Source organism: Rhizobium sp. WYCCWR 11152, assembly GCF_013087615.1.
Taxonomy (GTDB): domain Bacteria; phylum Pseudomonadota; class Alphaproteobacteria; order Rhizobiales; family Rhizobiaceae; genus Rhizobium; species Rhizobium indicum.
In genome coordinates this window covers 1-20,949 of record NZ_JABFCP010000018.1, presented here as the reverse complement: position 1 = coordinate 20,949, position 20,949 = coordinate 1, and the positions used below count along the sequence as shown (strand labels likewise).

Sequence of the window (20,949 nt, the reverse complement as noted above, 5' to 3'; positions counted from 1 at the left end):
AAGATCGGATCCAAAGCTTTCTGATTGAACATGATGCCAAAGCTGCCTGTTATGACGTAGCTGCTGACGGCGAGGAGCAGAACGAGCATAATCGCTAGCTCAAGGACCGATTCAGGTATTTTTCCAGGCCCTGTCACCGCCTAAGAAAGCATGGCATCGCGATATGCACTGGATGTGATTTTTTCATGATTGACATTGCAGGGCCAATAAGATTGAAGCGACATTTAGGCCTGCTGTTTGTGAATTTTTTTGCTAATTTTGAGGCTACGGTGGATTCTGAAAGCTGAGATGATGGAACAGAGATCATTTGACGAGGAAATTAATCTCTTTTCTGTTGTTTCCTTCCTACGAAGGGGCATCGGCACCATTGTTTTGTGCTGTTCCATTGGAGCTGTATCAGCAGGCATTTTCCTGTGGTATAGCCAACCCTTTTATCAAGCCTCAGCACAACTCGTGCTTGCGGCTTCGTCCAATCCAACGCAACTAGACCCTGATGCAGTCGCCCTTGTGGAGCCTCGTGAGCATGTTACTTTTCGTCTGCGATCTCCATCAGCTTTCGATCAGCAGACCGTCTCCGCGTGCTCCGACGGCCGCCCGGTAACCGCCGAACAGATTTCGCAAAATGTGAGGGTGACGGCACCATCAGTTCCCAGTGACGTCATCGAAATTTCCTTTACCGCCCCAACCGCTGAATTGGCACGGCAGTGCGTCGCCGCGATTGTGCGGAGGATTCAAGAACAGCAGACGTTGGTTGCGTCCATCAGCTTGGAACATCTGAAATCTCAAATCAGGTCACTGCAGGATCAACTCGTGGAAAATTCGAAGCTCCTGAAGGAGGCGCAGGATTCCGGATGGCAGCAGGCAATATATCTCGCGACACGCGACGATGCGAACGCATTGCGTAAGGACATTGCCGACTTGACGGGTAAACTAGAATTAAGCAAGTCTGCAACTCTGCTTTCCCCAATTTACGCTCCATCAAATGCCGCCTCTCCGACCAAGATAACTATTTTGATTGCAGGTCTCTTTGTCGGGTTCGTTATCGGCGTTCTAGTCAACCTCCTTAAAAGCGCATACCTCATGCAGCGAAACCGCCGTAGCCGGTCGACCGGCTAGTGCGTTAGCGCACCTTAAGCAAGGCCGCACGAAGCACCTGCATGCCCCGCGATATAAGCTTCTTAGAGAAGAAATGTGTCGGGCTGGCCCTCAAGCCATGAGTTTTAAGCGCACGTAGAACTTCTTTGTTCTGCTGCAGGATATTATCCCAGCTGCGATTTGTGGTGCCGCCCATGCGCATCTTTACCATTATGCCGGGGAGATATTTCGACTTGATACGGTGGCGCTCCAGAAAGCGCATCATCAACTCTACATCGGCGGCAATCCTATAATTGAGGTCAAATGACCCAAGCCGTTTGTAGACCTCGCGCCGAACAAAGAAGGTTGGATGAGGCGGGCACCAGCCTTCTTCGAAGGCCTTAGGTATAAAAGGCGAAGAGCGCCAGTCGCGCACTATCGTTGAGGTATCATTTTGCCGAACATAGCAGAGATCGCCGTAACACGCTTCCAAGGTCGGCTCCCGGAACGCCTCCGCGACCTTTGCCAGAACGCCTGGCATGTAGAAATCATCCCCATTGATGAAGCCGATAACTTCGCCGGTCGCAAGACTTATTCCTTTATTCATGGCATCATAGATGCCGAAGTCCTCTTCGGAAACCAGGCGCGTGATAACATCGCGGCGTTCGTTGATCCGATCAAGCGTGCGGTCCTTTGAGAGTCCGTCGACGACGATATACTCCATATTTGGGTAGTTTTGAGCGCAAACGGATTCGATCGTATCAGCGATCGTGGCTTCGTTGTTGAAGACAACGGTGATGATTGAAATTTTCGGTTCGCGCATTCACACTTGCTTTCATAGGGTGGGTAGAGGCGAGGTCCCCCGGCCTTCTTCTGTGGTTTGCTACCGGCGTTTGGTGGCAGCCCGTTGAACAAGCGCATGGAAATCAGTGATGAAACTGTTGACGCGTTCATTAGCGGAGGCCTGCGCCTTCGCCGCCCGCTCGAACAGAATATCCGGCGAAGATAGATTTGCCGAAGCAATTGCGTCTGCAAGCGCCTGCGCGTCATGGCGATCGAAAAATACGGCCGCTTCGCCCGCCTGTTCCCTGTTGACGTCCAAATCAGACAAAATCAGCGGCACGCCCCACGACAGGGCCTCTTCGACTGTCGTGCTCCATCCCTCGAAGAGAGATGGATTCAGCAAGGCCATACTAGCGGTTGCGAGTGGAGCAAGATCGCCATATGGGATAAGACCGAGAAGAATGAAGTTCGAGGAGAGACCGGAACTGTCGATAGCAGCCTTCACACGCGGAAAATAAGAGGGGTCGCGCGGATCGGACTGGCTGCCGGATGCCACTACAGTAACGTCTTGACCGCGGCGACGGAGGATCGTCAATGCCTCCACGACAAGAAGATGGTTCTTGTGCTGCCAGAATTGGTTGGGAAGGAAGATGTACCGCTCAGGCAGCCCATATTTGTCGGCAAGAGCACGAGCAGCCGCAGGAATAATCACCCCCTTGGGCGGCACCGCAAATCTGACGACGTGCGTCCGCCCTCTCGAGGACGGATAGAAAACTTCGCACGAGACGCGCGAGTCTTCACTGCTCAACATGATCTCGCGTTTTCCCAGGACCTGAATTCTAAACCCTATATCGCGTTTCCAGTAGCCGAGCTTACTGAAGAGATGAGGAAGGAAGCGGTGCTGGAAATCCGGGATCCAGGCAATAGCGGGAATGCCGAGATTGAAACCAAAAAATTGTGCCACCTCAAATACGACATCTATCCGGTGAGCTCTAAATAGCTTACGCACACGCCAATCGGCGCCGGTGACAAGACCGGTGAGCAGAGATCTAAAGCTCCTGGATCTGTTAAAGAGCGGGCTACGGACGACCTCAACGCAATTGAGAGCCGCAAATGGAGTTATATCTTCTTCATCGACGTCGGTTCCAAAGAACATAACGGGCGTAAGAGTTCTGCTCTGATCAGAGGACAGCAGCCTGGCGAGATTTATCAGATAGTTATAACCGCCGGTCCAGTTTTTCCCGCCGATCATCGTAAAGGCAATACGGGTCATGATCTCACACCGGATCCCGACCGAAACCAACTGACATAAGCTGAGAGGCCTTCCATCAAATCCTTTTGCCACTCGAACCCGAGGGCTGCGAGTTGCTCGGATTGGGCTATCAGGCTTTGAGGGTCGCCAGCTCTTGCTTTACCCGAAAATTCAATCCTGGCTTCCAATTTGGTATCGACCACCCATGCTTGGGCAATGCCTTCAACGATCGCACGAACATTGGTGCCGCGGCCGGTGCCGATATTGATAACTTTTGGCGAAGGGTTCGCCTCGGTGTGGATAAGCGACAACGCGCGCACGACGTCGCTCACTGCCGTCCAGTCTCTAAGCTCGTTGCCGCTGCCGCCGAGAAGGAGTCGCTCAGGATGAACCTCGAGCTGGGAGCAAACGTCCCAGAGCAACTGCTTGCGTAGCCCCTCCCCATAAACTGAAAACAGACGACCGATCACGACCTTTAACTCGTAGCTCTCGCAATAGGAGTGGCAGAGAGATTCCATTATATGCTTGTGATGACCGTAGGGAGAGAAGGGGTTGGGTTTCGCCGTCTCAGCTATCTGACCTGTGTGGCCTGCCCCGTAAACAGCGGCGCTAGAAACCGCCACTAAGCTGCTTTTAGGGGCCTCCAGTCTCAGCCATTCAAGCAGTTCAATGGTCGAGCTGACCGTGCGGTGGAAATCTTCGCGAGGATTAGCGATTGCTGCTCCGACCGACGAGCCCCCCGCAAGATGGTACACAATGTCCACCGTCCCAAACTGCTGTTGAATCAACCGAAGATTGGGGATATCGACCTCGCCGTTATGCCAAGAGACTAGCCCCCAGCGCTGGGCATGAAGCGGTGACCAGGTGCCGTGCCCAAGACCGAATACGGAGTGGCCGGCAAGCGCAAGCGACTTTGCCAGATGTCTTCCGATAAAGCCGTGGGCGCCTGTGATTAGTATACGAGCCATTCTTTTTCTTTATTGGGGCCGCGTGGCGACGAACGAATATAGTCGGCCCGGCCGCTGATCGAATTTTGCTGCGATATGCGAGAAGATCGTCCAGACTGACCGAGATTTCAAAAGCGCTGGAGCGGCTCTTGCGAAGAGCGGCAATCGCATGGCAATCTGCGCCTTCAACTCCGCCGGAGTGTAGGGGGCGAAGTTGATCTCGCTCTCCAGCGGCTTAAGGAGCTTGTCCATCTTGAAACCGGCCGAAACAATAGAGTTCTGATAATCCTTCAGAAGAAAGGCGTTTTCCCCTCCATAGAGTTTGTGCAGTGGATGGCGATCGAGGAAGATCGGCAAATCGCGTTCGCTCGATATCACGTGTTCGCGAACTGCGATGAAGCGCCCGCCGGGCTTGAGCACTCGAAAGAATTCACGACACGCGGCCGACAGATCGGAGGTGTGATGCAGAACGGCTCTGGCAAAGACCACATCGAAGGCATTGTCGGAGAATGGCAGCTTTTCGGAGAATTCCTCGGCGATCGAAATGGGAAGATGAGCTTCATTGAAGAGGGCGCGAATTGCACCGGCACCCACGAGGTCGCTCGCGTCGGGCTCCAGTGCCGTTACTTCAAAACCTTCCTTGGCCAGAGCATAGCTGGCAATACCACGACCGGCGCCGATATCGACCGCAGTTCCTGGCGCCTGCGGGAGAAATTCGCGAATGGCAGTCCACTCGCCGCTCCGCCAATACCGCTCGGCGGCCTGCAGAATCGGATCGTCGTAGTAGGCATCGAGCACCAGCTTTTGCTGGTCAGGCTGTTGCCGAAGCCACTGGACGGCTGCTTCCCACGTGTCCAACTTTGCTGCCGTCATGGTTGACCTTCTGTCTCTTTTTGCGTCGGCTTGAGATTCCGAATTATGCGAGCGGGGTTACCGGCGACGACGGTGTAAGGGGGGACATCGCGCGTGACAACAGCATGGGCTCCAATAACTGCCCCGTCGCCGACTGTCACCCCCTTCAGGATACTCACGCCAAAACCAATCCACACCTTGTTTTGAATAAACACTGGCTTGATGGAAACCCCGGTCCAATCTTTCTTTCCTAAGCCCCAATCTGTCACATCGTTCTTGCGCAACTCCCAGTCGAGAGAATGAGAATCATGATCCACGATTGTCACTCCCCATGAGATGATGACATCGTTTCCAATCGTAATTCCGGAATGGCATACTAGGTGACTGGCACCAATATAGCAGCGATCGCCGATGCTGATGCGGCCGCGGGGATCATCGAAGCTGATATTGCAATTGATGATACAGCTCTCGCCGATCTTCACATTGCCTCCGCGAACGGATCGCAATGCCAGCCAACGGACATTGCTACCACTCCCAACGACAAATTTGCTCCGCTTGCGAGTCAACCATCCCGCCGCCATGTTTGCGATCGTGGTCGGGCTAAGCTTCATGCGCTTGCAGCCAGCCGTTGGAAGTTAAGCCATTGGGCACGCTTGTTGTACACGGTTCGTACAGTACGGGTTCCTTCGTTGGCTAACGCCTGGAGGCGCTCCGGTTCCCGAAGCAGATTTACAATTGTCCGCGCAGCGGATTCCGCATCTTCATATGTTACCATGCTGATATTATTGACCATCCCCTCGGGATAAACACCGGAGTCCGAGACCATTAGCGCCCCGCATCCTAGCGCCTCCCAGCATCGCATATTTCCCCTGTCCGTTCCCGCCATATCCACGGCGCCGTTTAGAACAATTTTCGCCTGCGAAATCGCTTCATAAAGCTCACGTCCAAAGAGTGGGGTACGGGACACTGCACGAATATTCTTCGGACGTCTGTGCTTCCCAAGCGGCAGAAGCCAGCCGATCGGGCTCTCAGCAAGCCTAGTCAGTCGCGACCGATCAAGGTGGTAGTAAACTTTAAAATCCCTTCGAATAGCCGACACGGCTTGCAGTATCTCTGCACGCCGACGGTGGTGGCGGCTATAGCCTCCGACAAAAAGCACATCGATTGGCCGGTCTCGATTTTCGGCATAGCTATCCATTGCCGGATCATGGGCTGGTGCAAAATATTCCGCGCGCCAGCCAAGCTTCCGATAACCTTCCAATATGATAGGAAAGTTGCAGACGATCAAATCGTAGGCGCCGAAGTCGGTATTGCCGGAAGGCGCCGCTCGCCACATGATCGACTTCCGCACGCAGCCAGGAAGTTTGCGGACGAAATCGTTCCCGTATCGCATCGGATCCGAATTATAAAATATCTCGGTGCGGTGATGTTCGATCTGGCTCAGCAAGATCCGCTCCATGTCGGAGGTGGCGGGCAGACCATTTTCTACCGCCCAGTATCGTTGAAGTATCTCGTCATCGCCGTTCGTAAAGAAGATATCTGGAGAGGTCTCCATCACCGGTTTTAATATGTGACAAGCGCCATAGCGATCGTCCAGAAAAAGTGCCAATCGATCTGAAAAACTTCTTGCACCGCCTGCGAGCATGTTGAGCCGCTGCAAATAAGCGGCATATACCCCGGAATTTTGAAAGACGCGCATCTAGGACTTCTATATCTATCCGGTCGTGACAAGCTGTTCTCGCCCGCCATTATTGTTATCTGGCACCCACTTCAGCGAACTAGATAGCGCTACTACTAGTGGAACAATCAAAATTAAACCACCCGTCAACATCGCAGTTTGAAGAGCGGTTGAAAGCATCACGAATATTCCATAGTGGCCGAGAGCCAGCCCCGCAATTGTTGCGACGGTCTTTCCTCGCTTTACGAAAAGTTCGATATCTAGCAAACGAATAAAGAAGCCGGCAAAGAGTGAAAACAGAAGAACGCCAATCCAAGAGAAGTCGGCCCAAGCATCCGCGATGAACAATGCTGTCGATGTGGAACCTTCCACGCCCCTATGGATGGCGCCGACCAGTAGATAAGTTGGCTCATTGGGTTCTCCCGCTATAAAGCTGATCAGCCAACTGGACTTACTGCCCCAGCTGTACGGGATAACGCTCGGAATTGCTGTATAATACTCGAGCAAGCTCTCATTCGGGATCATGAATATCCGGTAAAAGAGAAAGTCGAGTGCGTCGCCGACACCGTGTAATTCACGAATGGCAATAAGCACCATCGCGCCGAACAGAAGTACGCCAAACAGAATAAACCTGATCGCCATCCCTAACGGCAAATCTAAAGATTTTCTGAGATGTTCAACGACTAACAACTGCAGTATAAATATCGCGAGTGGTGCCTTGCTCAGAGTTGAGGCCTTGGCCACCATAACGGCGATTATAAAAGCCCAAGCGATCGCTCTCAGTTTCATTGACCGCTGTCTTATTGCTATAAAGCAGCAAAAAGCACAGAACGGAAGCACATTGGAGACCAGGAGATTGAAAAGATAAAAGCGGCTTCCACCCGACTCTCGTCGCATCGCAATTTTCGCGACCTCACTTGCATCCGAAATAAAGTAGACGATTATTTTGGGTATGTTGTTTTCTAACACAACAACCGCCAAAATGATAAGGAGTCCGATTATTGAAATAACCTCGACGCGTTGAGCGACGCCTTCAGATATGCGGACAGGCCGAGTACGCCAGGAATGCAGGGCAGCCTGGATCTGCTGATGACTAATGCCAAACGCGAAATCTGCCAACCCTATACCGAGAGTAATGCAGACAATTGAAATGGCAAGTGAGAGATCCAGCGCGCCTATAGCATCATTATAGGGGGCAGCAGACATGATTGTCTCGAAGAACTTGGTCTGAGGACCCCATACTCGAGTGTAATATAGATACATAGGGCCATGAAGCGTGAGCATGAGGCCTAAAAATACTGACGAAAGCGTCAGATTGATACCCACCCTCCAAATGTAGAAGCCCACCGACAGTGTGACAGCCATTGCGAAGACGAGGCTAGTCGACATCAGCTGCCTCTACGGTTGCGCTACGTGACGGCAGTAAAATTCGAGTCACCTTACGCAGGCCCAAAAGCGCTTTATGAAGCCACATGCCGTTCGGAAAATTACTGTGCGGTACTGGCGGTGCCTCGATATACGATTGGAGCTCTTCCGGCTTCAATCCCAGTTTTTTGGCCACGAACTTTGTTTCCCTGCGGGCATCCTGAACGGAGATGATGGGCGTTGAAATTTCGCGCAGCGCCTCCTCCCGTGTCATTTGTCCGGCAACAATCAAACTTGAAAGATGAAGCCGTCTTTTGTCAAAGTTAAATTTTTTCGGAAGATAGATATCCTGGTAGAATTTTGTGAATCTGGATTCACTGTGTTTGCCGCCGTAGTCACGCCACCCATATTCGCGCTGAAGCTCAGTGCGCGCCTCCTCTTTATTGTAGTCGATGTAGTTGAGCGGACGATGAATGGTGAGTTGCCGGCGGACGCGGGTAAGCCAAATATACTCAAGAGGGCTCATGAAGGGATAGGTCGTGAGCTTCAAGGAGCCGAAGCGTTTTTGAATCGCGCTCGCATGCGTTCCGTCAATCGACGGATAGCCAAAGCCGCGGGGTATCACCGATTCTGACGCGAAGTTTACGCCGCTGAGGAAGTGACGAATACCGAATTTAGCTGCTGTCCTATAGAGGGTGGAAAAGAATGCATGATCTTGCGGGATGTCCTGATTGAGGACAGAAGCCTTCATAAACGCAATCTGCAGATCGCGCATCTCCTGCCACTCGATTACATACGTGTGAAGGTCGAGATCGAGTTTTCGGACAAGAATTTCAATATTGTGGACGGCGGGCTCGGAATTCCAACCGCCGTCGACATGGACCGCCAGAAGACGAAGACCATGCTTTCGGGCGGCGAGATGCGCAAGAAACGCGCTGTCAATTCCACCGCTAAGCCCGACCATTGCGTCGTATGGCTTACCTGCACCTTCTTCCTTCAATGTGGCGATCAAGCGCCGCATTCGTATGTCGCCTTCGGGGCCGGTCCACCACTCGTGCGGCTTGCGATTCAGCGCATCCCGACAGCAGTTACATTGGCCGTTTGCGTCAAACACGATCGACGGGTTGGAATTGTCCATGACGCAAAATGAGCAAACTCGCGACGCGTTATCCATGAACACCTTGCTCCACCTCCTCCAAAATTTCTGGTGCAGGGTAGCTTATAAGGACTGCCCTTAGCCGACCGATAAAGGTGAAGGCGCTCCCCGAGGCCGCGGCGGAAGCGCCGGCATGAAGGCCTTCCATCAGGTGGGCGACGTTTCCGGCGCCACCCAAGGCAACGACCGGAATGCTCAGCTTCCGGGTAATCGACTGGATCAACTCAAGATCATATCCGTTGCGCGTGCCGTCGAGAGTTTTCGACTGAAGAATTATTTCGCCAACGCCGGCATCCTGCAGCCTCAGGCAGAATTCTATCGGCTCTTGCCTCGCATCGCTTGAAGCGTAGCAGCTCGCCGCCGCGCCGCGACCGTCAACGTCGACACAGGCAACCAGAGCCTGGCTGCCCATATCGGCAGCGATCGCTCCCACCAGTCGCGAATTGCGCGCGCCTTGACCGAGTACAAACTTCTCGACGCCGGAGCGGTTAAGTTCCTCGCACTGCTTAAGCTCGGTGATGCCGCCGCCATATGCCAAGGGCATGAAACATTCGGTTGCGAGTTCGCGAACGAAGCCGAGGTCAGGACCTCGCCCCGTACGCGTGGCGTCGATATCGAGAATGCAGATCTCGTCGACTTCCTTTTCGTTGAACAGGCGAACAACATTGAAGGGATCGCCGACGTAGGTGCGCTCACCAAACTCTATCGTTTTCACCAGCCGACGCTTCTGATCGACCAGCAGGACGGGTATAAGCCTTTTTCTCATCAAAGCTTTCCGAATGCTTCAAGAACCCGCATCCCGAAGCGGTGGCTTTTTTCAGGATGAAATTGCACGCCGCTGACATTGTTCGAACTCACTGCGCAACATAGCTCCTCGCCGTAGTCGATGACGGCGGTAACGTCATTCGGATCATCGCAATCGACAAAATAGCTGTGGTCGAAATAAAAGCGCTCCCGCCGGTTGGACCTGTCGAACAGAGCGCTTTCTCGGCGCGGCCTTATCTCAAGCCAGCCGATATGAGGAACCTTAAGGGATGATGTTGCCGGCAGCCTGATGCGCTTCACATCCGCATTTATCCAGCCAAGTCCAGTTTCCGAGCCTTCCTCGCTGGATCGCGCCAACAGCTGCATACCGAGACATATGCCGAGAACAGGAACCCTCCGTTCGCGCACCGCGTGATTCAGTGGATCGACTAATTTTCTGTTTCTCAACGTGGCCATTGCTTTGTCAAACGCACCGACCCCTGGAAGAATGAGCTTCGCGGCACTTTCGATCTCCTTGGGATCACCGCTTGGCCGAGCATCGATCCCCAGATACTCCGCCATATTGGTAATTGCGCCGATATTCCCGACGCCATAGTCTACCACAGTGATCACTCAAAACCCTCTCTTGCGTTTCACAAGATGGTTATTCCATCCAATCAGGCGTCTCTCGGACAAAGCCGTTCTAACGGACCCATAGATACGGGACAAGATAATGCTCCCGGTTTTCGTCGTCATCGCCACGGCTGCGATCGCGGCGGAGACAACGCAGACAGAACAGACATACGCGAAAGCGAGGGACAGCCAGCCATTGATCCAGGTGAAATTCAGGCCTAAAGATCCGACAACTATGCAGATGCCAACCAAGATAGGAGCAACTGTACAGGCGAACATTTGCTCCGCGCTGAAAGTGCGAAAGAAGCAGTTGCGAGTCACCAAAAGCGCGAGAGGTACTCTTACAAGGCTGGCAGCAAGCAAGCCTGCTCCAGCAGCGTATGGACCGAAACACCAAATGGAAACGAAAGAAAAAACAACTGTCATCACCGAATACGCAAGCGAAGTATATGCAGCCGGTGCGTTTCTGCCCATTCCCATAGCATAATACTGGAATACATTCGAACCGCACCCGACGATGCCGCCGAGAATGAGTATCTGGAGCAGATGCGTGCCGCCTGCAGCGGTTTCTTCGCCGACCCAAACCGTCAACAGCGGCCTGGAGAGAACCGCGATTGGCGAGAGTACGATGGCTCCGAAAGCCGAATTGCCCCATGAGGCGAGCATAAAGAAATCATGCCGCTCCTCTTCGCGGCTGTTCGACATGTTGCCAAATCGAGGAAACAGGACTTCACAGATACGTATGACCGCGATGTAAGCGGCCTCCTGGACGCGATTGCACACGTTATATTGGCCGACAACGGCAGACGGCGCGAGCGAAGCCAGAACGTAGCGGTCCATCTGGTTGCCAAAGATTCCCGCAAGCTGAGAGAGGCTTTGCCATTTTCCAAAATGAAGCAATGATTTCAGTTCGTCGGGAGACGATGAGATCAATCTGCCGCTCTCACGGAATTCCGAGGATGTAACCCATATCCATCCTGCAGTCGACAATACAAGACTTCCAGAAAATCCGAGCAAATAGCCATTCAGCCCTGGAAAGGACCACGTGCATCCCAAGGTCATGATGATGGTTGCGAATGAACTCCACGCTGATGCTTTGGCCACCAATCGAAAATTTTGCTTTCCCACGCAAATACCTTGCAGGACAAACGAGAACTGCTGCGCCATTGTGCCGGTTGCGACAATGAGGAAGGAGACGGTGAGATTCTGTGATGGAAGAGACGCACCGGCGATGCCGGTCATGATCCATGGACCGGCAAGCACGATCCCTAGCCACGCCACCGCCGAAGCGATGAGGCAGATTTTCATTCCGACGATAGCAATACGGGCGGCGGCATGCTCCTCGCCACGTCCAATCCGCGCGGAAATTTCCCTGACAATGGCCTGCCCGAGCACGGTGCCGATCAGCGTCACGGGAGCTGCTATAGCGATCACTATGCCTGCGCTTCCCAGCGCCTGCAGTCCAATCCAGCGCACGACGAACGGCACCGTGGCAAGGTTAGCAACCAGCGTAAAAAGGAAACCCGCAAAATTCCAGCCTGAGTTTCCAAGAAGATTGCTGCGCCTTCCATGGCTCTCCGGGCGTTCATCACTCACTCGGCGAATCCCCTGATCGTATCTGCGACGTACAGGAGTTGAGCTTCTGTCATTTCAGGGAAAATCGGAATTGAAAGAATCTTGGATTGATTTCCAAACGCGTTGGGAAAATCTTCCGGCCGATGGCCAAGGCGTTCGTAAGCCGGCAGGAACGGCAGCGATATCGGATAGTTGACCACGGTTTGGATGCCGGCATGATTGAGGTGGGCGGCCAGGGCATCGCGCCGGTCGTGCTTGATCACAAACAGGTGATAGACGTGATTTCGTCCGGCTGCCGTTTCAGGCAGTTCCAGCCGACCAATATCCTCGAGGGCGCGCGCATAGCGTCTCGCCCATTCCTGCCGCTTTGCAGTCCATTCAGGCAGACGCGGCAGCTTCACCGACAGGATCGCGGCCTGCAGTCCGTCGAGGCGGCTATTTATGCCTTCGATCTGGTGGTCGCCCTTTGAAAGCCCGCCATGCCGCGCAAACATTGCCATCCGATCGGCAAGTGATTTGTCCTTGCAGGTAATGGCGCCTGCGTCGCCCATCGCGCCAAGGTTCTTTCCCGGGTAGAAAGAATAGGAAGCGACATCCCCGAAGCTCCCGACGACCTGCCCATCAATCTCAGCCAGATGGGATTGAGCACAATCCTCTATGACCCAGAGACCGTGCTTCCGGGCGATCGCCATGATCGCAGTCATATCGGCCGGTTGGCCATAGAGATGAACCGGGATGATGCCAACCGTTCGAGGCGTGATCTTCGCTTCGATTTGAACAGGATCGATGGTGTATGTCGAAGCGTCGGTGTCGCAGAAGACAACATTGCCGCCGGCCTGTGAAATGGTCTCGGTAGTTGAAATCCACGAATGGGCAGTCGTAATAACTTCGTCCCCAGGTCTGACGCCTAGCGCGCGCATGGCGATGAAGAGTGAGTCCGTTCCATTCGCACATGAGATGCAATAAGGGGCGCCGACGGCGGCGGCAAATTCGTCCTCGAACTTCTGAACGAATGGCCCTCTGATAAACGAGGAAGACCGGATGACTGAAGCAATTGCAGCATCGATCTCCTCCTTTAGCGAGAGATATTGGAGATGAAGATCAGCGAAAGGAACTTTCATGAAACCTGCTCTCGGTAAATTGCGATGATTTCCGTGTGCGCCGGCGCCGCCATATGCGCCAACTAAAAATAACATTCAGCCAAGCATCGGCTCAACGCTGAAACAACCCTTCGCGAAAGGTTGAGGCCAACACCCCTTCCATCGGCGGGCTGACGGCGAGAAGCTGCCAAGCCAGGGGCATGTACCGACGTTGTCCACCAACGACGCCCTTCCTGGGACAAACCTAAACCTCATTCCTTGCCGAACGAGGTAGAGGCCGGGCGGGGTTGCCGGCATAGGTGCCAGAAATGGTGATATCCCGGGTTACAACCGCGCCTGCACCGATGACAACATCGTCGCATATCCGAACTGCCAGGACCGTTGCGTTTGAGCCGATCGAAACTCGGTTGCCGATCCGGGTCTCCTTCCAGAGCGCGCGATTTCCCCGCGCAGGCCCACCTACCGAAAAAAGGTCGTTCACAAAAACAACCCCATGTCCGATGAAACAATCCTCACCAATCTCCACAAGTTCGCATATGAAACTGTGTGACTGTATCTTTGTGCGCGGCCCGATCTTCACGCCCTTCTGGATTTCGACGAACGGACCGACGAAACAATCATCCGCAAGTTCGCATTCATAGACATTGGCGGGCTCAACTATTTTCACCCGAGCGCCGCAAACGACGTCTCTGACCTGCGCCTTCCAAAGCGTGGGGGAGCCGTCGGTCACTGGGAAGATCGTCCCAGTTTCGAATGTTTCACTTCCAAAGGCAATTTCACTTCCTGATTGGAAGCGATTGATTCGTAGAGCGCCGAGATCAATTCAAGACTCTGGCGGCCCTCATGACCATCCACAAGGGCTTTTGTATCATTCACTAGGCAATCGACGACGTGTTCGTAATAAGCCTGATGACCAAAACCATAAACGTTCGGAGGATTAACAGAGTATTTCTCCATAACTTGCTCATCGCCTAAGTCATGGTCGCCGAACTGCCAGGTGCGGATCTTGTTCACCGCAAAGCCCGCAATCTCAACAGAGCCTCCAGCTCCAAGTATCGAAATCGATCCTTCAATGTCCTTGGGTCGGGTTGCTGCGGTAGCTTCTATAATACCGAGAGCACCGTTGCGGAACTTCAGTGTGGCTACAGCAGTGTCTTCCGCCTCGATATCCACCAACGCTGTCGCCGCGCGCGCGTGAACACTTTCGACATCACCCATGAACCAAGTTAACATGTCGATATGATGACTTGCCTGATTGGCAAGGACACCGCCGTCATATTGCCAGGTACCGCGCCAGCTATCCTGATCATAGTAACTCTGATCGCGGCACCATCGTACCCTAACCGTGCCGAGCACGAGCTTACCGAAGCGGCCCGCATCAAGAGCTTCGCGCGCCTTCACGACCGGGACATTGAAACGGTTCTGTTTGACGACGAACAATCGAATATTATTCTCGTCGCAAGCCTTGATCATCGCTTCAGCATCGGTCAGAGTCAGAGCCATTGGCTTTTCGACAACGATATGTCGTTTATATTTTGCTGCCGTAATGACGTGTTCCGCATGCATGCCGCTTGGCGTCAATATCGATACGACATCCACCTCAGTGTTCTGAAGCATCTCATCGATCGACCGATAGTAGGGAACGCCAAATCGTTCACCGAACTCCCTCGCTCTTTCCTCTGCAACATCGCAAACCGCAGCGAGCGTCGCACCTTTTATCTGTGACAGGCCCAACAGTTCGGAATGTCTTTTGGCAATGCGCCCGCAGCCAACAATAGCGAATTTTATCAAGAGTTCTTTCCCCATGCGATCGTATTCGCCCGCAATCACTCGGCACTTACGTTAACATCGAAGCCATGCTGTTTAAGCAAGGCATGTCTCTGTGCGTGCCCCAAATCATGCATGACCATTTCCCGGCACATTTCTCTCGCGGAAATTTCCGGAACCCAGCCGAGCAGTTCGCGGGCCTTCGTAGGATCTCCGAGAAGTGTTTCGACTTCGGCCGGACGAAAATAGCGAGGATCGATCTGTACGACTACGGAACCGGGTTTCACGCCATGGGCCTTGTCGCCTGTGACGGTCTCAACGATCCCTCGTTCATTCAAGCCCTCTCCCTCGAAGCGAAGGGTAATTCCGAGATCCTCTGCAGCCCATTGGATGAACTGACGTACGCTGTATTGTTTGCCGCTTGCGATTACGAAATCCCGCGGCTGATCCTGCTGAAGCATCATCCATTGCATGCGCACGTAGTCTTTGGCGTGACCCCAATCACGCAACGCATCGAGATTGCCCATGTACAGGCAATCTTCAAGACCTTGCGCGATATTGGAAAGACCACGCGTGATTTTTCTTGTCACAAACGTTTCGCCACGACGAGGGCTCTCATGATTGAATAGGATTCCATTGCACGCGTATAAGCCATAGGATTCGCGATAGTTGATGGTGATCCAGTAAGCATAGAGCTTCGCAACCGCGTAAGGACTACGCGGATAGAATGGCGTCGTTTCCTTCTGAGGGGTTTCTTGTACAAGGCCGTAGAGTTCGCTCGTACTCGCCTGATAAAACCGCGTTTTCTTTTCAAATCCCAGTATGCGTATGGCTTCCAGCAGGCGGAGTGTTCCGAGTGCGTCGGTATCGCCTGTATATTCCGGGCTCTCGAAACTTACGGCAACATGGCTCTGGGCGCCGAGATTATAGACCTCGTCCGGCTGTGTCTCTTGCATGATGCGGATGAGATTGCTTGTATCCGTCAGATCCCCGTAATGCAGCTTGAACAACATATTCTTGCTGTGTGGATCCTGGTAAATATGATCGACGCGTTGCGTGTTGAACGAACTCATGCGTCGCTTGATTCCGTGAACGGTGTATCCTTTTTCGAGAAGAAATTCCGCTAGATAGGAACCGTCCTGACCGGTAACGCCGGTTATGAGAGCGACTTTAGACATTATGCGACGTTCTCCCGAGACAGGAAATCTTCGTAAGCAAATTTGAGACCTTCCTTCAGATCGGTTACCGGTGACCATCCGAGCTCTCTTGCCACCCCGCTGTCCATGAGCTTTCGAGGTGTTCCGTCTGGTTTGGAGGTATCGAATTCTATCTTCCCTCGGAAGCCAACAAGGTCGCCGATAGTCGTCGCAAGCTCGCGGATGGTCACGTCGCTTCCATATCCAACGTTGATATGGGTCTGGCCTTTTGGCCTCAGGGCGTTGTAGCGTTCCGCCGGCAAATTCATGATATGCACGCTGGCGGCGGCCATGTCGTCGACGTAAAGAAATTCCCGCAACGGCATCCCGCTGCCCCAGATCTGCACGCTGGGCGCACTCCTGGTTTTGGCTTCGTGAAAGCGCCGCAGGAGCGCCGGAATGACATGCGAATTCTGGGGATGATATGAATCTCCCACACCATATAAATTGCTGGGCATCAGAGCGCGGTAGTCTACACGGTGAGTATCGCCATACTGGCGATTGTAGCTCTCGCAAAGTTTGATGCCGGCAATCTTGGCAATTGCATAAGGTTCATTGGTCGGCTCGAGCGGACCTGTAAGAAGCGCATCTTCCTTGATCGGCTGGTCGGAAAGCTTCGGGTAAATACAACTTGATCCGAGCAGCAGCAGCTTCCGAACGCCGGTCCGGAACGCAGCCTCCATGACATTCAATTCAATCATCAGGTTGTCGTAGATAAAGTCAACCGGATAGGTGTTGTTTGCGTATATGCCGCCCACCTTCGCCGCTGCAAGGTAGACCTGATCAGGGCGCTCCTTTTCGAAAAACCGACGAACGTCCAACTGCTCTATCAAATCAAGGTCTTGATGCCTTGCGGTGATGACGGAATCGGGCGGATGCCCTTCGGCGACTAGGCGCCGTACGATCGCCGAGCCGACCATACCAGTATGACCGGCCACGAATATTTTTGGAAAACTGCCCATATTTTGCTCGCGCACCCGTGGCATGACCGGAAGCTTCCCGGCTTCTTTGTCTACGACCGCACAGTTGCCAAGTCGGACTCGCGCGGAAAGGATTAGTTACGCCTCATTGGGTGTTCTCGCCACAAAAGTCAATCTTCATCAATGGGAGCATACTGATCATACTCGTAGTTTTTCGCGAATCTTACGCACACCTCCTGAGTGGTGGCAGCTTGCCATTTCCCGTCTGGAATTTGGCATTTGGCCTCAGTGATCACGGTGGCCTCGACACAAGTGATGGCCGCAACGCTGACGCGCGCCGAATTCAAAGCGCTACCTGACCTAAGATGAGATATTTGAGCCGCTCTTTTGATGAAATCTCAAAAGTCGCGACCATGCAATAACGTGAGTTGCCCCAATCGACGTAACGAAAAAGTACAACGGAAACAATGGCACTGCATAGCGCGGATTCCCAACCGGAAACGCATACGCGACAGCAAAGGCTGGTGCTAATGCGCAAAGAAGTAATATTGTTACTTCCCTCGCTTGTACGGCCAAAAGTGCAGCAGCGAGCAACGCCAATATCAGCCAAACGTCGGGCGGGGCAACACCAATATCTATTGGGTCACGCAGTCTCTCTGGGAAGGTCGAAATGTACGGATTGAACGCGGCATAGATCTTCGCATTCGATGAAACTGCAAAGGGGAAAATCGCCGCATCTGAAGCTGCCTGTGGCCCAAAGAAACGCTCGAACGTCGACCGATAGTCCTGCCCGGATGTCCAGCTTTGCCAGCGATAATAGTCGTATAGGTGATTGAGAAAATCCCTGGGAGAGTATCCCGGGAAGACTTCGTGGGTTTGCGGAACTACGGCAGACGGCAAGATCGCTCCGATTGACGCCATACCATACAGAAGCCGGTTCAATTGAACACTCATGCCATCCGAGTGTAGCGCGCTGGCTAGTTCCTCCGCCTTTTCGTTAATTTCGCTATTGGAGAGTCCTTCAGCTCTCCACTTTTCGGCGACCGACAGCGCGTCGGACATAGTGATGCCGCTGGCGAGCGCCTCGCCATGCCCCGAAGCATCCGAAAACCCTGCCGCCTTGATGAGCGTTTTCACTGTCGACGAGGGATGCGCGTTTGCCTGAGACGCCGATATTAGAAGATTGATGCCGCCGGCCGGAAGAAAAAATTGCCCGACCTGCAAATATCTATAGGTCGGAAACGCCAGGGCCGAGCCAGCCGACACAGCGAACAAGACCACCATCCATCTGGAGATAAGAAATGTCCGGGATGCAAGCGCGTAGAATAACATTAACGCGACGATCGCTCCCCAGTAGCTTCTAAACTGGGTCACGCACACAATCGCCATAAGCGCGACAATGACGCAATTATTGATGGACCGTTTCCCCCGCGCGATCCTTAGGCAGCACGAAAATCCGATCAGAACCAAAGATGAAGTGGCTGATTCGGTCAGAAGTGAATTGTGAAATGCCTGATATGCCGGCAACAGCAGCAGCAATAGGACAAAAACGAGATGCACAGGTGATGGCCAAAGACGATACACCGTCCGGAATGCAAAGATCAGCGCCCCTGCAGCCAACATGTGCTGGAATACAGCGAGCGCCGGCCATTGCCAGGAGATTGGCAACTCACTCAGCAAGAGCCAGGCTGCCGGCACACCCGGCCCAAGATGGCTAAATATCCATTGACCTATCGTTCCGTAAAACAACTGCAAATCGCCAGGCGCGGACATGGCGGTAGCCAACGATACATAGTCGCGTGAATCGACCCAGTACGTCGCCCCGAAAGCCAATAGGGCATAGGCATGGATACAAATAACGAGAGCGTAGGCGAATACCTCTATCCGCGACAATCGATCCATCCTAATTGTCAGGCACCTTCTCATTCGACTCTGCGAGAACATTCATGCCTCCACCTTTTGGAATTGCGTTACGGCAAGAACTGCACGTTTTCTACCTGCGGTAGACGCGATGTCGATCGCGGATCCGCAAAGGTTTTGGTGCATCAAACCCTGTCGGATTAATCTGCCTTGCCGTCGGCCCGTCCGTTCACGAAAGGCAGCACCTGGTGGACGAGGCGATCGAATTCTAGCCATAGCCGAGGAACTTTCAGCTCCCACACTTCATTGGTGATTGGATCGGCATGCCCGCCAGCGATGATTATCCTATCGCCCACAACATAAATCGATTGTTCATGTCTTGGTCGCCAGCTGTCAGATAAACGCAATCGCGTCCAATCAATGCCATCGTCCGTGAACCAAATTCCGCCGACGTTAAGGGTTTCTTTACTCCAGCCACCAATCACCCACATGCGATCTCGATACTCTGCGCCCGAGAACCAGATCCGTCCGCTCCACGGTGCATTGGAAACTTTTTTCCAATTGATACCATCTTCAGAGTTCCAGACGTCATTCAAGGCAATGTAGTCTGGGTGATATGACCCGCCGCCAAGAACCCATAGTTTTCCGTGATAAGCGATGGCCGTGTGATATGCCCGCGGCTGCCATGCCGCGTGTTCCGTCACCTTGGTCCAATTGATACCATCGCTGGAGCTCCACACGTCGTTCTTAAGGGTCTGCTTGCCATCAACCCACTCAAGCCCCCCGAGAATCCACAGCTTACCATTTAGCATCACAATCGGCGTGGCTGTTCTTGGGCTCCAAGAAGCCGCTACTTGCACGTTGTTCCAGCGAATTCCGTCATCGGAGTTCCACACCGCATTGGTGGCAGGATGCTCCGGGTCCGAAAGTGTAGTCCCACCGAGTACCCACATTCGGTCCTTGAACACGATCGTCATCGGCAGGTCGGTATAATGGAAAGGTAGCTCCGACTGGACTAGATCCCATTTGATGCCATCCGTCGTGTTCCAGACATCCCGAAGCAACTCTGTCGGCTTTGTTTTCCAGCCGCCCAGAAGCCAAAGCTTGTCATGATACACGAGTTCTCCAGCCGAATCGCGCGGTTGCCAACCAGCGACGGCTATTCGCTTCAGACTCGGCGCCGGGAACCCCGGTGCCCCGCTATAAATCCACCCGAGAATAAGACAAAGAACGACCAGCGGAAATACGAGGAAAAACAAAAGCCGGTTGACGTTTAAATTCATGATTTCATCCCGAACCACTCGTGGAGGCAGGCGTTTATGACCGCACAAGTACCTACATTCGCACAATCGCCGATCGTCACAACTTCAAGGCCGCCAGCAAGGGGGCGGACCAATGCGACGCTCTTGTGTTGATGATTGTTTCTGTGGATCAGCCACTTTGAGTTTCATCACCGGCCTAAATCCCCACGGCGACGAAGAGCCGAGCCAAATTCTGATGACCTCAATTGCCGGAAAAAATGGTGTCGTTCAATCCCCTTCCCTCATCTCCTCCACAAATCGCCGTCATCCGCTCCGCCGTAGCATGCCCGATCTCCCCCCGGGGTTTACCAGGAGGTCCAATTGGGTTCACGCAAAAAGGAAATCCCCCGAGTCCAGGCTCGTCAAGGCTACGTTCCTCAACACTATGGTGTTGTCGATATCGGCCGTAACGATTGTATCGTCGCCATACTGACTGGATGCAGCAAAAAGCGATTCCCAGTCGGCGAAAATGTTGTGATCGATTCTGATCGTGTCGTGCGCCGTGCCGGTTGCCATGAAGTCTATGATCGTGTCGTGGCCCCAGTTCGACAAATAAACGAACAAGTCTGCCGCGTCGCCACCAACGAGGATGTCGTTGCCGGCGCCGCCGGAAAGCGTATCAGCCGCGGCCGCCCCTGTGATTACATTGTCGAGATCGTTCCCTGTTCCGACAAAGTTCGTCGTTCCGATATAGGTGAGGTTCTCGACATCACTGCCAAGCGTATAGCTCGTCAGTGTCGTGCGAA

Annotated in this window: 19 protein-coding genes and 1 pseudogene; 1 reads left to right on the top strand and 19 read right to left on the bottom strand. The window is 53.4% G+C overall.

Annotated elements, in window-relative coordinates; all coding sequences use genetic code 11:
- The first annotated feature begins 288 nt into the window (after nt 1-288).
- A complete protein-coding gene (locus tag G9X67_RS27250; protein WP_171600128.1) occupies nt 289-1,116 on the top strand; it encodes a Wzz/FepE/Etk N-terminal domain-containing protein in 828 nt (275 codons plus the stop codon).
- A gap of 4 nt (nt 1,117-1,120) precedes the next feature.
- On the opposite strand, the gene G9X67_RS27245 is transcribed toward G9X67_RS27250, so the two are convergent.
- From G9X67_RS27245 to G9X67_RS27155, 19 genes and pseudogenes are all read right to left on the bottom strand, one after another.
- Complete coding sequence (locus tag G9X67_RS27245) at nt 1,121-1,897, bottom strand: glycosyltransferase family 2 protein (RefSeq protein WP_171600127.1); 777 nt, start codon at nt 1,895-1,897, stop codon at nt 1,121-1,123.
- Between the two features lie 60 nt (nt 1,898-1,957).
- Nucleotides 1,958-3,130, bottom strand: a complete 1,173-nt coding sequence (locus G9X67_RS27240) for a glycosyltransferase family 1 protein (protein WP_138335049.1) — start codon at nt 3,128-3,130, stop codon at nt 1,958-1,960.
- Nucleotides 3,127-4,077 carry an SDR family oxidoreductase gene (locus G9X67_RS27235; protein WP_138335048.1) on the bottom strand — a complete coding sequence of 317 codons (951 nt, stop codon included), beginning with the start codon at nt 4,075-4,077 and terminating at the stop codon, nt 3,127-3,129. The genes G9X67_RS27240 and G9X67_RS27235 overlap by 4 nt, the downstream gene beginning before the upstream one ends.
- Nucleotides 4,078-4,086: 9 nt before the next feature.
- Complete coding sequence (locus G9X67_RS27230) at nt 4,087-4,929, bottom strand: class I SAM-dependent methyltransferase (RefSeq protein ID WP_138335047.1); 843 nt, start codon at nt 4,927-4,929, stop codon at nt 4,087-4,089.
- The gene (locus tag G9X67_RS27225) at nt 4,926-5,519 is read right to left on the bottom strand and encodes an acyltransferase (protein ID WP_138335046.1); all 594 of its coding nucleotides are present in this window, start codon (nt 5,517-5,519) and stop codon (nt 4,926-4,928) included. The genes G9X67_RS27230 and G9X67_RS27225 overlap by 4 nt, the downstream gene beginning before the upstream one ends.
- On the bottom strand, nt 5,516-6,607 hold the full coding sequence (locus G9X67_RS27220) for a glycosyltransferase (protein WP_138335045.1): 1,092 nt from the start codon (nt 6,605-6,607) through the stop codon (nt 5,516-5,518). Before G9X67_RS27220 ends, G9X67_RS27225 begins: the two co-directional genes overlap by 4 nt.
- A gap of 15 nt (nt 6,608-6,622) precedes the next feature.
- Nucleotides 6,623-7,792: an O-antigen polymerase gene (locus G9X67_RS27215; protein WP_246705456.1), complete on the bottom strand. Its 1,170-nt coding sequence runs from the start codon at nt 7,790-7,792 to the stop codon at nt 6,623-6,625.
- 172 nt (nt 7,793-7,964) lie between these two features.
- A complete protein-coding gene (locus G9X67_RS27210) occupies nt 7,965-9,125 on the bottom strand; it encodes an N-acetyl sugar amidotransferase (protein WP_138335043.1) in 1,161 nt (386 codons plus the stop codon).
- Entirely contained in the window at nt 9,118-9,873 is a 756-nt protein-coding gene (locus G9X67_RS27205; protein WP_246705455.1) for a HisA/HisF-related TIM barrel protein, read from the bottom strand. The genes G9X67_RS27210 and G9X67_RS27205 overlap by 8 nt, the downstream gene beginning before the upstream one ends.
- Nucleotides 9,873-10,484 (bottom strand): imidazole glycerol phosphate synthase subunit HisH, encoded by a 612-nt coding sequence (gene hisH / locus G9X67_RS27200; protein WP_086156032.1) that lies wholly within the window; start codon nt 10,482-10,484, stop codon nt 9,873-9,875. Before hisH ends, G9X67_RS27205 begins: the two co-directional genes overlap by 1 nt.
- Nucleotides 10,485-12,080, bottom strand: coding sequence for an oligosaccharide flippase family protein (locus G9X67_RS27195; RefSeq protein WP_138335041.1), 1,596 nt, complete (start codon nt 12,078-12,080; stop codon nt 10,485-10,487).
- Nucleotides 12,077-13,180 (bottom strand): DegT/DnrJ/EryC1/StrS family aminotransferase, encoded by a 1,104-nt coding sequence (locus G9X67_RS27190; RefSeq protein ID WP_171600126.1) that lies wholly within the window; start codon nt 13,178-13,180, stop codon nt 12,077-12,079. Before G9X67_RS27190 ends, G9X67_RS27195 begins: the two co-directional genes overlap by 4 nt.
- 223 nt (nt 13,181-13,403) lie before the next feature.
- The gene (locus tag G9X67_RS27185; protein WP_171600125.1) at nt 13,404-13,889 is read right to left on the bottom strand and encodes an N-acetyltransferase; all 486 of its coding nucleotides are present in this window, start codon (nt 13,887-13,889) and stop codon (nt 13,404-13,406) included.
- Nucleotides 13,886-14,965: a Gfo/Idh/MocA family oxidoreductase gene (locus tag G9X67_RS27180; RefSeq protein ID WP_210259005.1), complete on the bottom strand. Its 1,080-nt coding sequence runs from the start codon at nt 14,963-14,965 to the stop codon at nt 13,886-13,888. Before G9X67_RS27180 ends, G9X67_RS27185 begins: the two co-directional genes overlap by 4 nt.
- Before the next feature lie 20 nt (nt 14,966-14,985).
- A complete protein-coding gene (gmd, locus tag G9X67_RS27175) occupies nt 14,986-16,104 on the bottom strand; it encodes a GDP-mannose 4,6-dehydratase (RefSeq protein ID WP_011650573.1) in 1,119 nt (372 codons plus the stop codon).
- Nucleotides 16,104-17,084: a GDP-L-fucose synthase gene (locus tag G9X67_RS27170; RefSeq protein ID WP_138335052.1), complete on the bottom strand. Its 981-nt coding sequence runs from the start codon at nt 17,082-17,084 to the stop codon at nt 16,104-16,106. The genes gmd and G9X67_RS27170 overlap by 1 nt, the downstream gene beginning before the upstream one ends.
- A 318-nt stretch (nt 17,085-17,402) precedes the next feature.
- Entirely contained in the window at nt 17,403-18,935 is a 1,533-nt protein-coding gene (locus tag G9X67_RS27165; RefSeq protein WP_171600124.1) for a hypothetical protein, read from the bottom strand.
- A 167-nt stretch (nt 18,936-19,102) separates the two neighbouring features.
- Nucleotides 19,103-20,185, bottom strand: coding sequence for a galactose oxidase (locus G9X67_RS27160; protein WP_173862995.1), 1,083 nt, complete (start codon nt 20,183-20,185; stop codon nt 19,103-19,105).
- A gap of 345 nt (nt 20,186-20,530) precedes the next feature.
- Nucleotides 20,531-20,949 (bottom strand): annotated as a pseudogene (locus G9X67_RS27155) (calcium-binding protein); the annotation flags it as partial.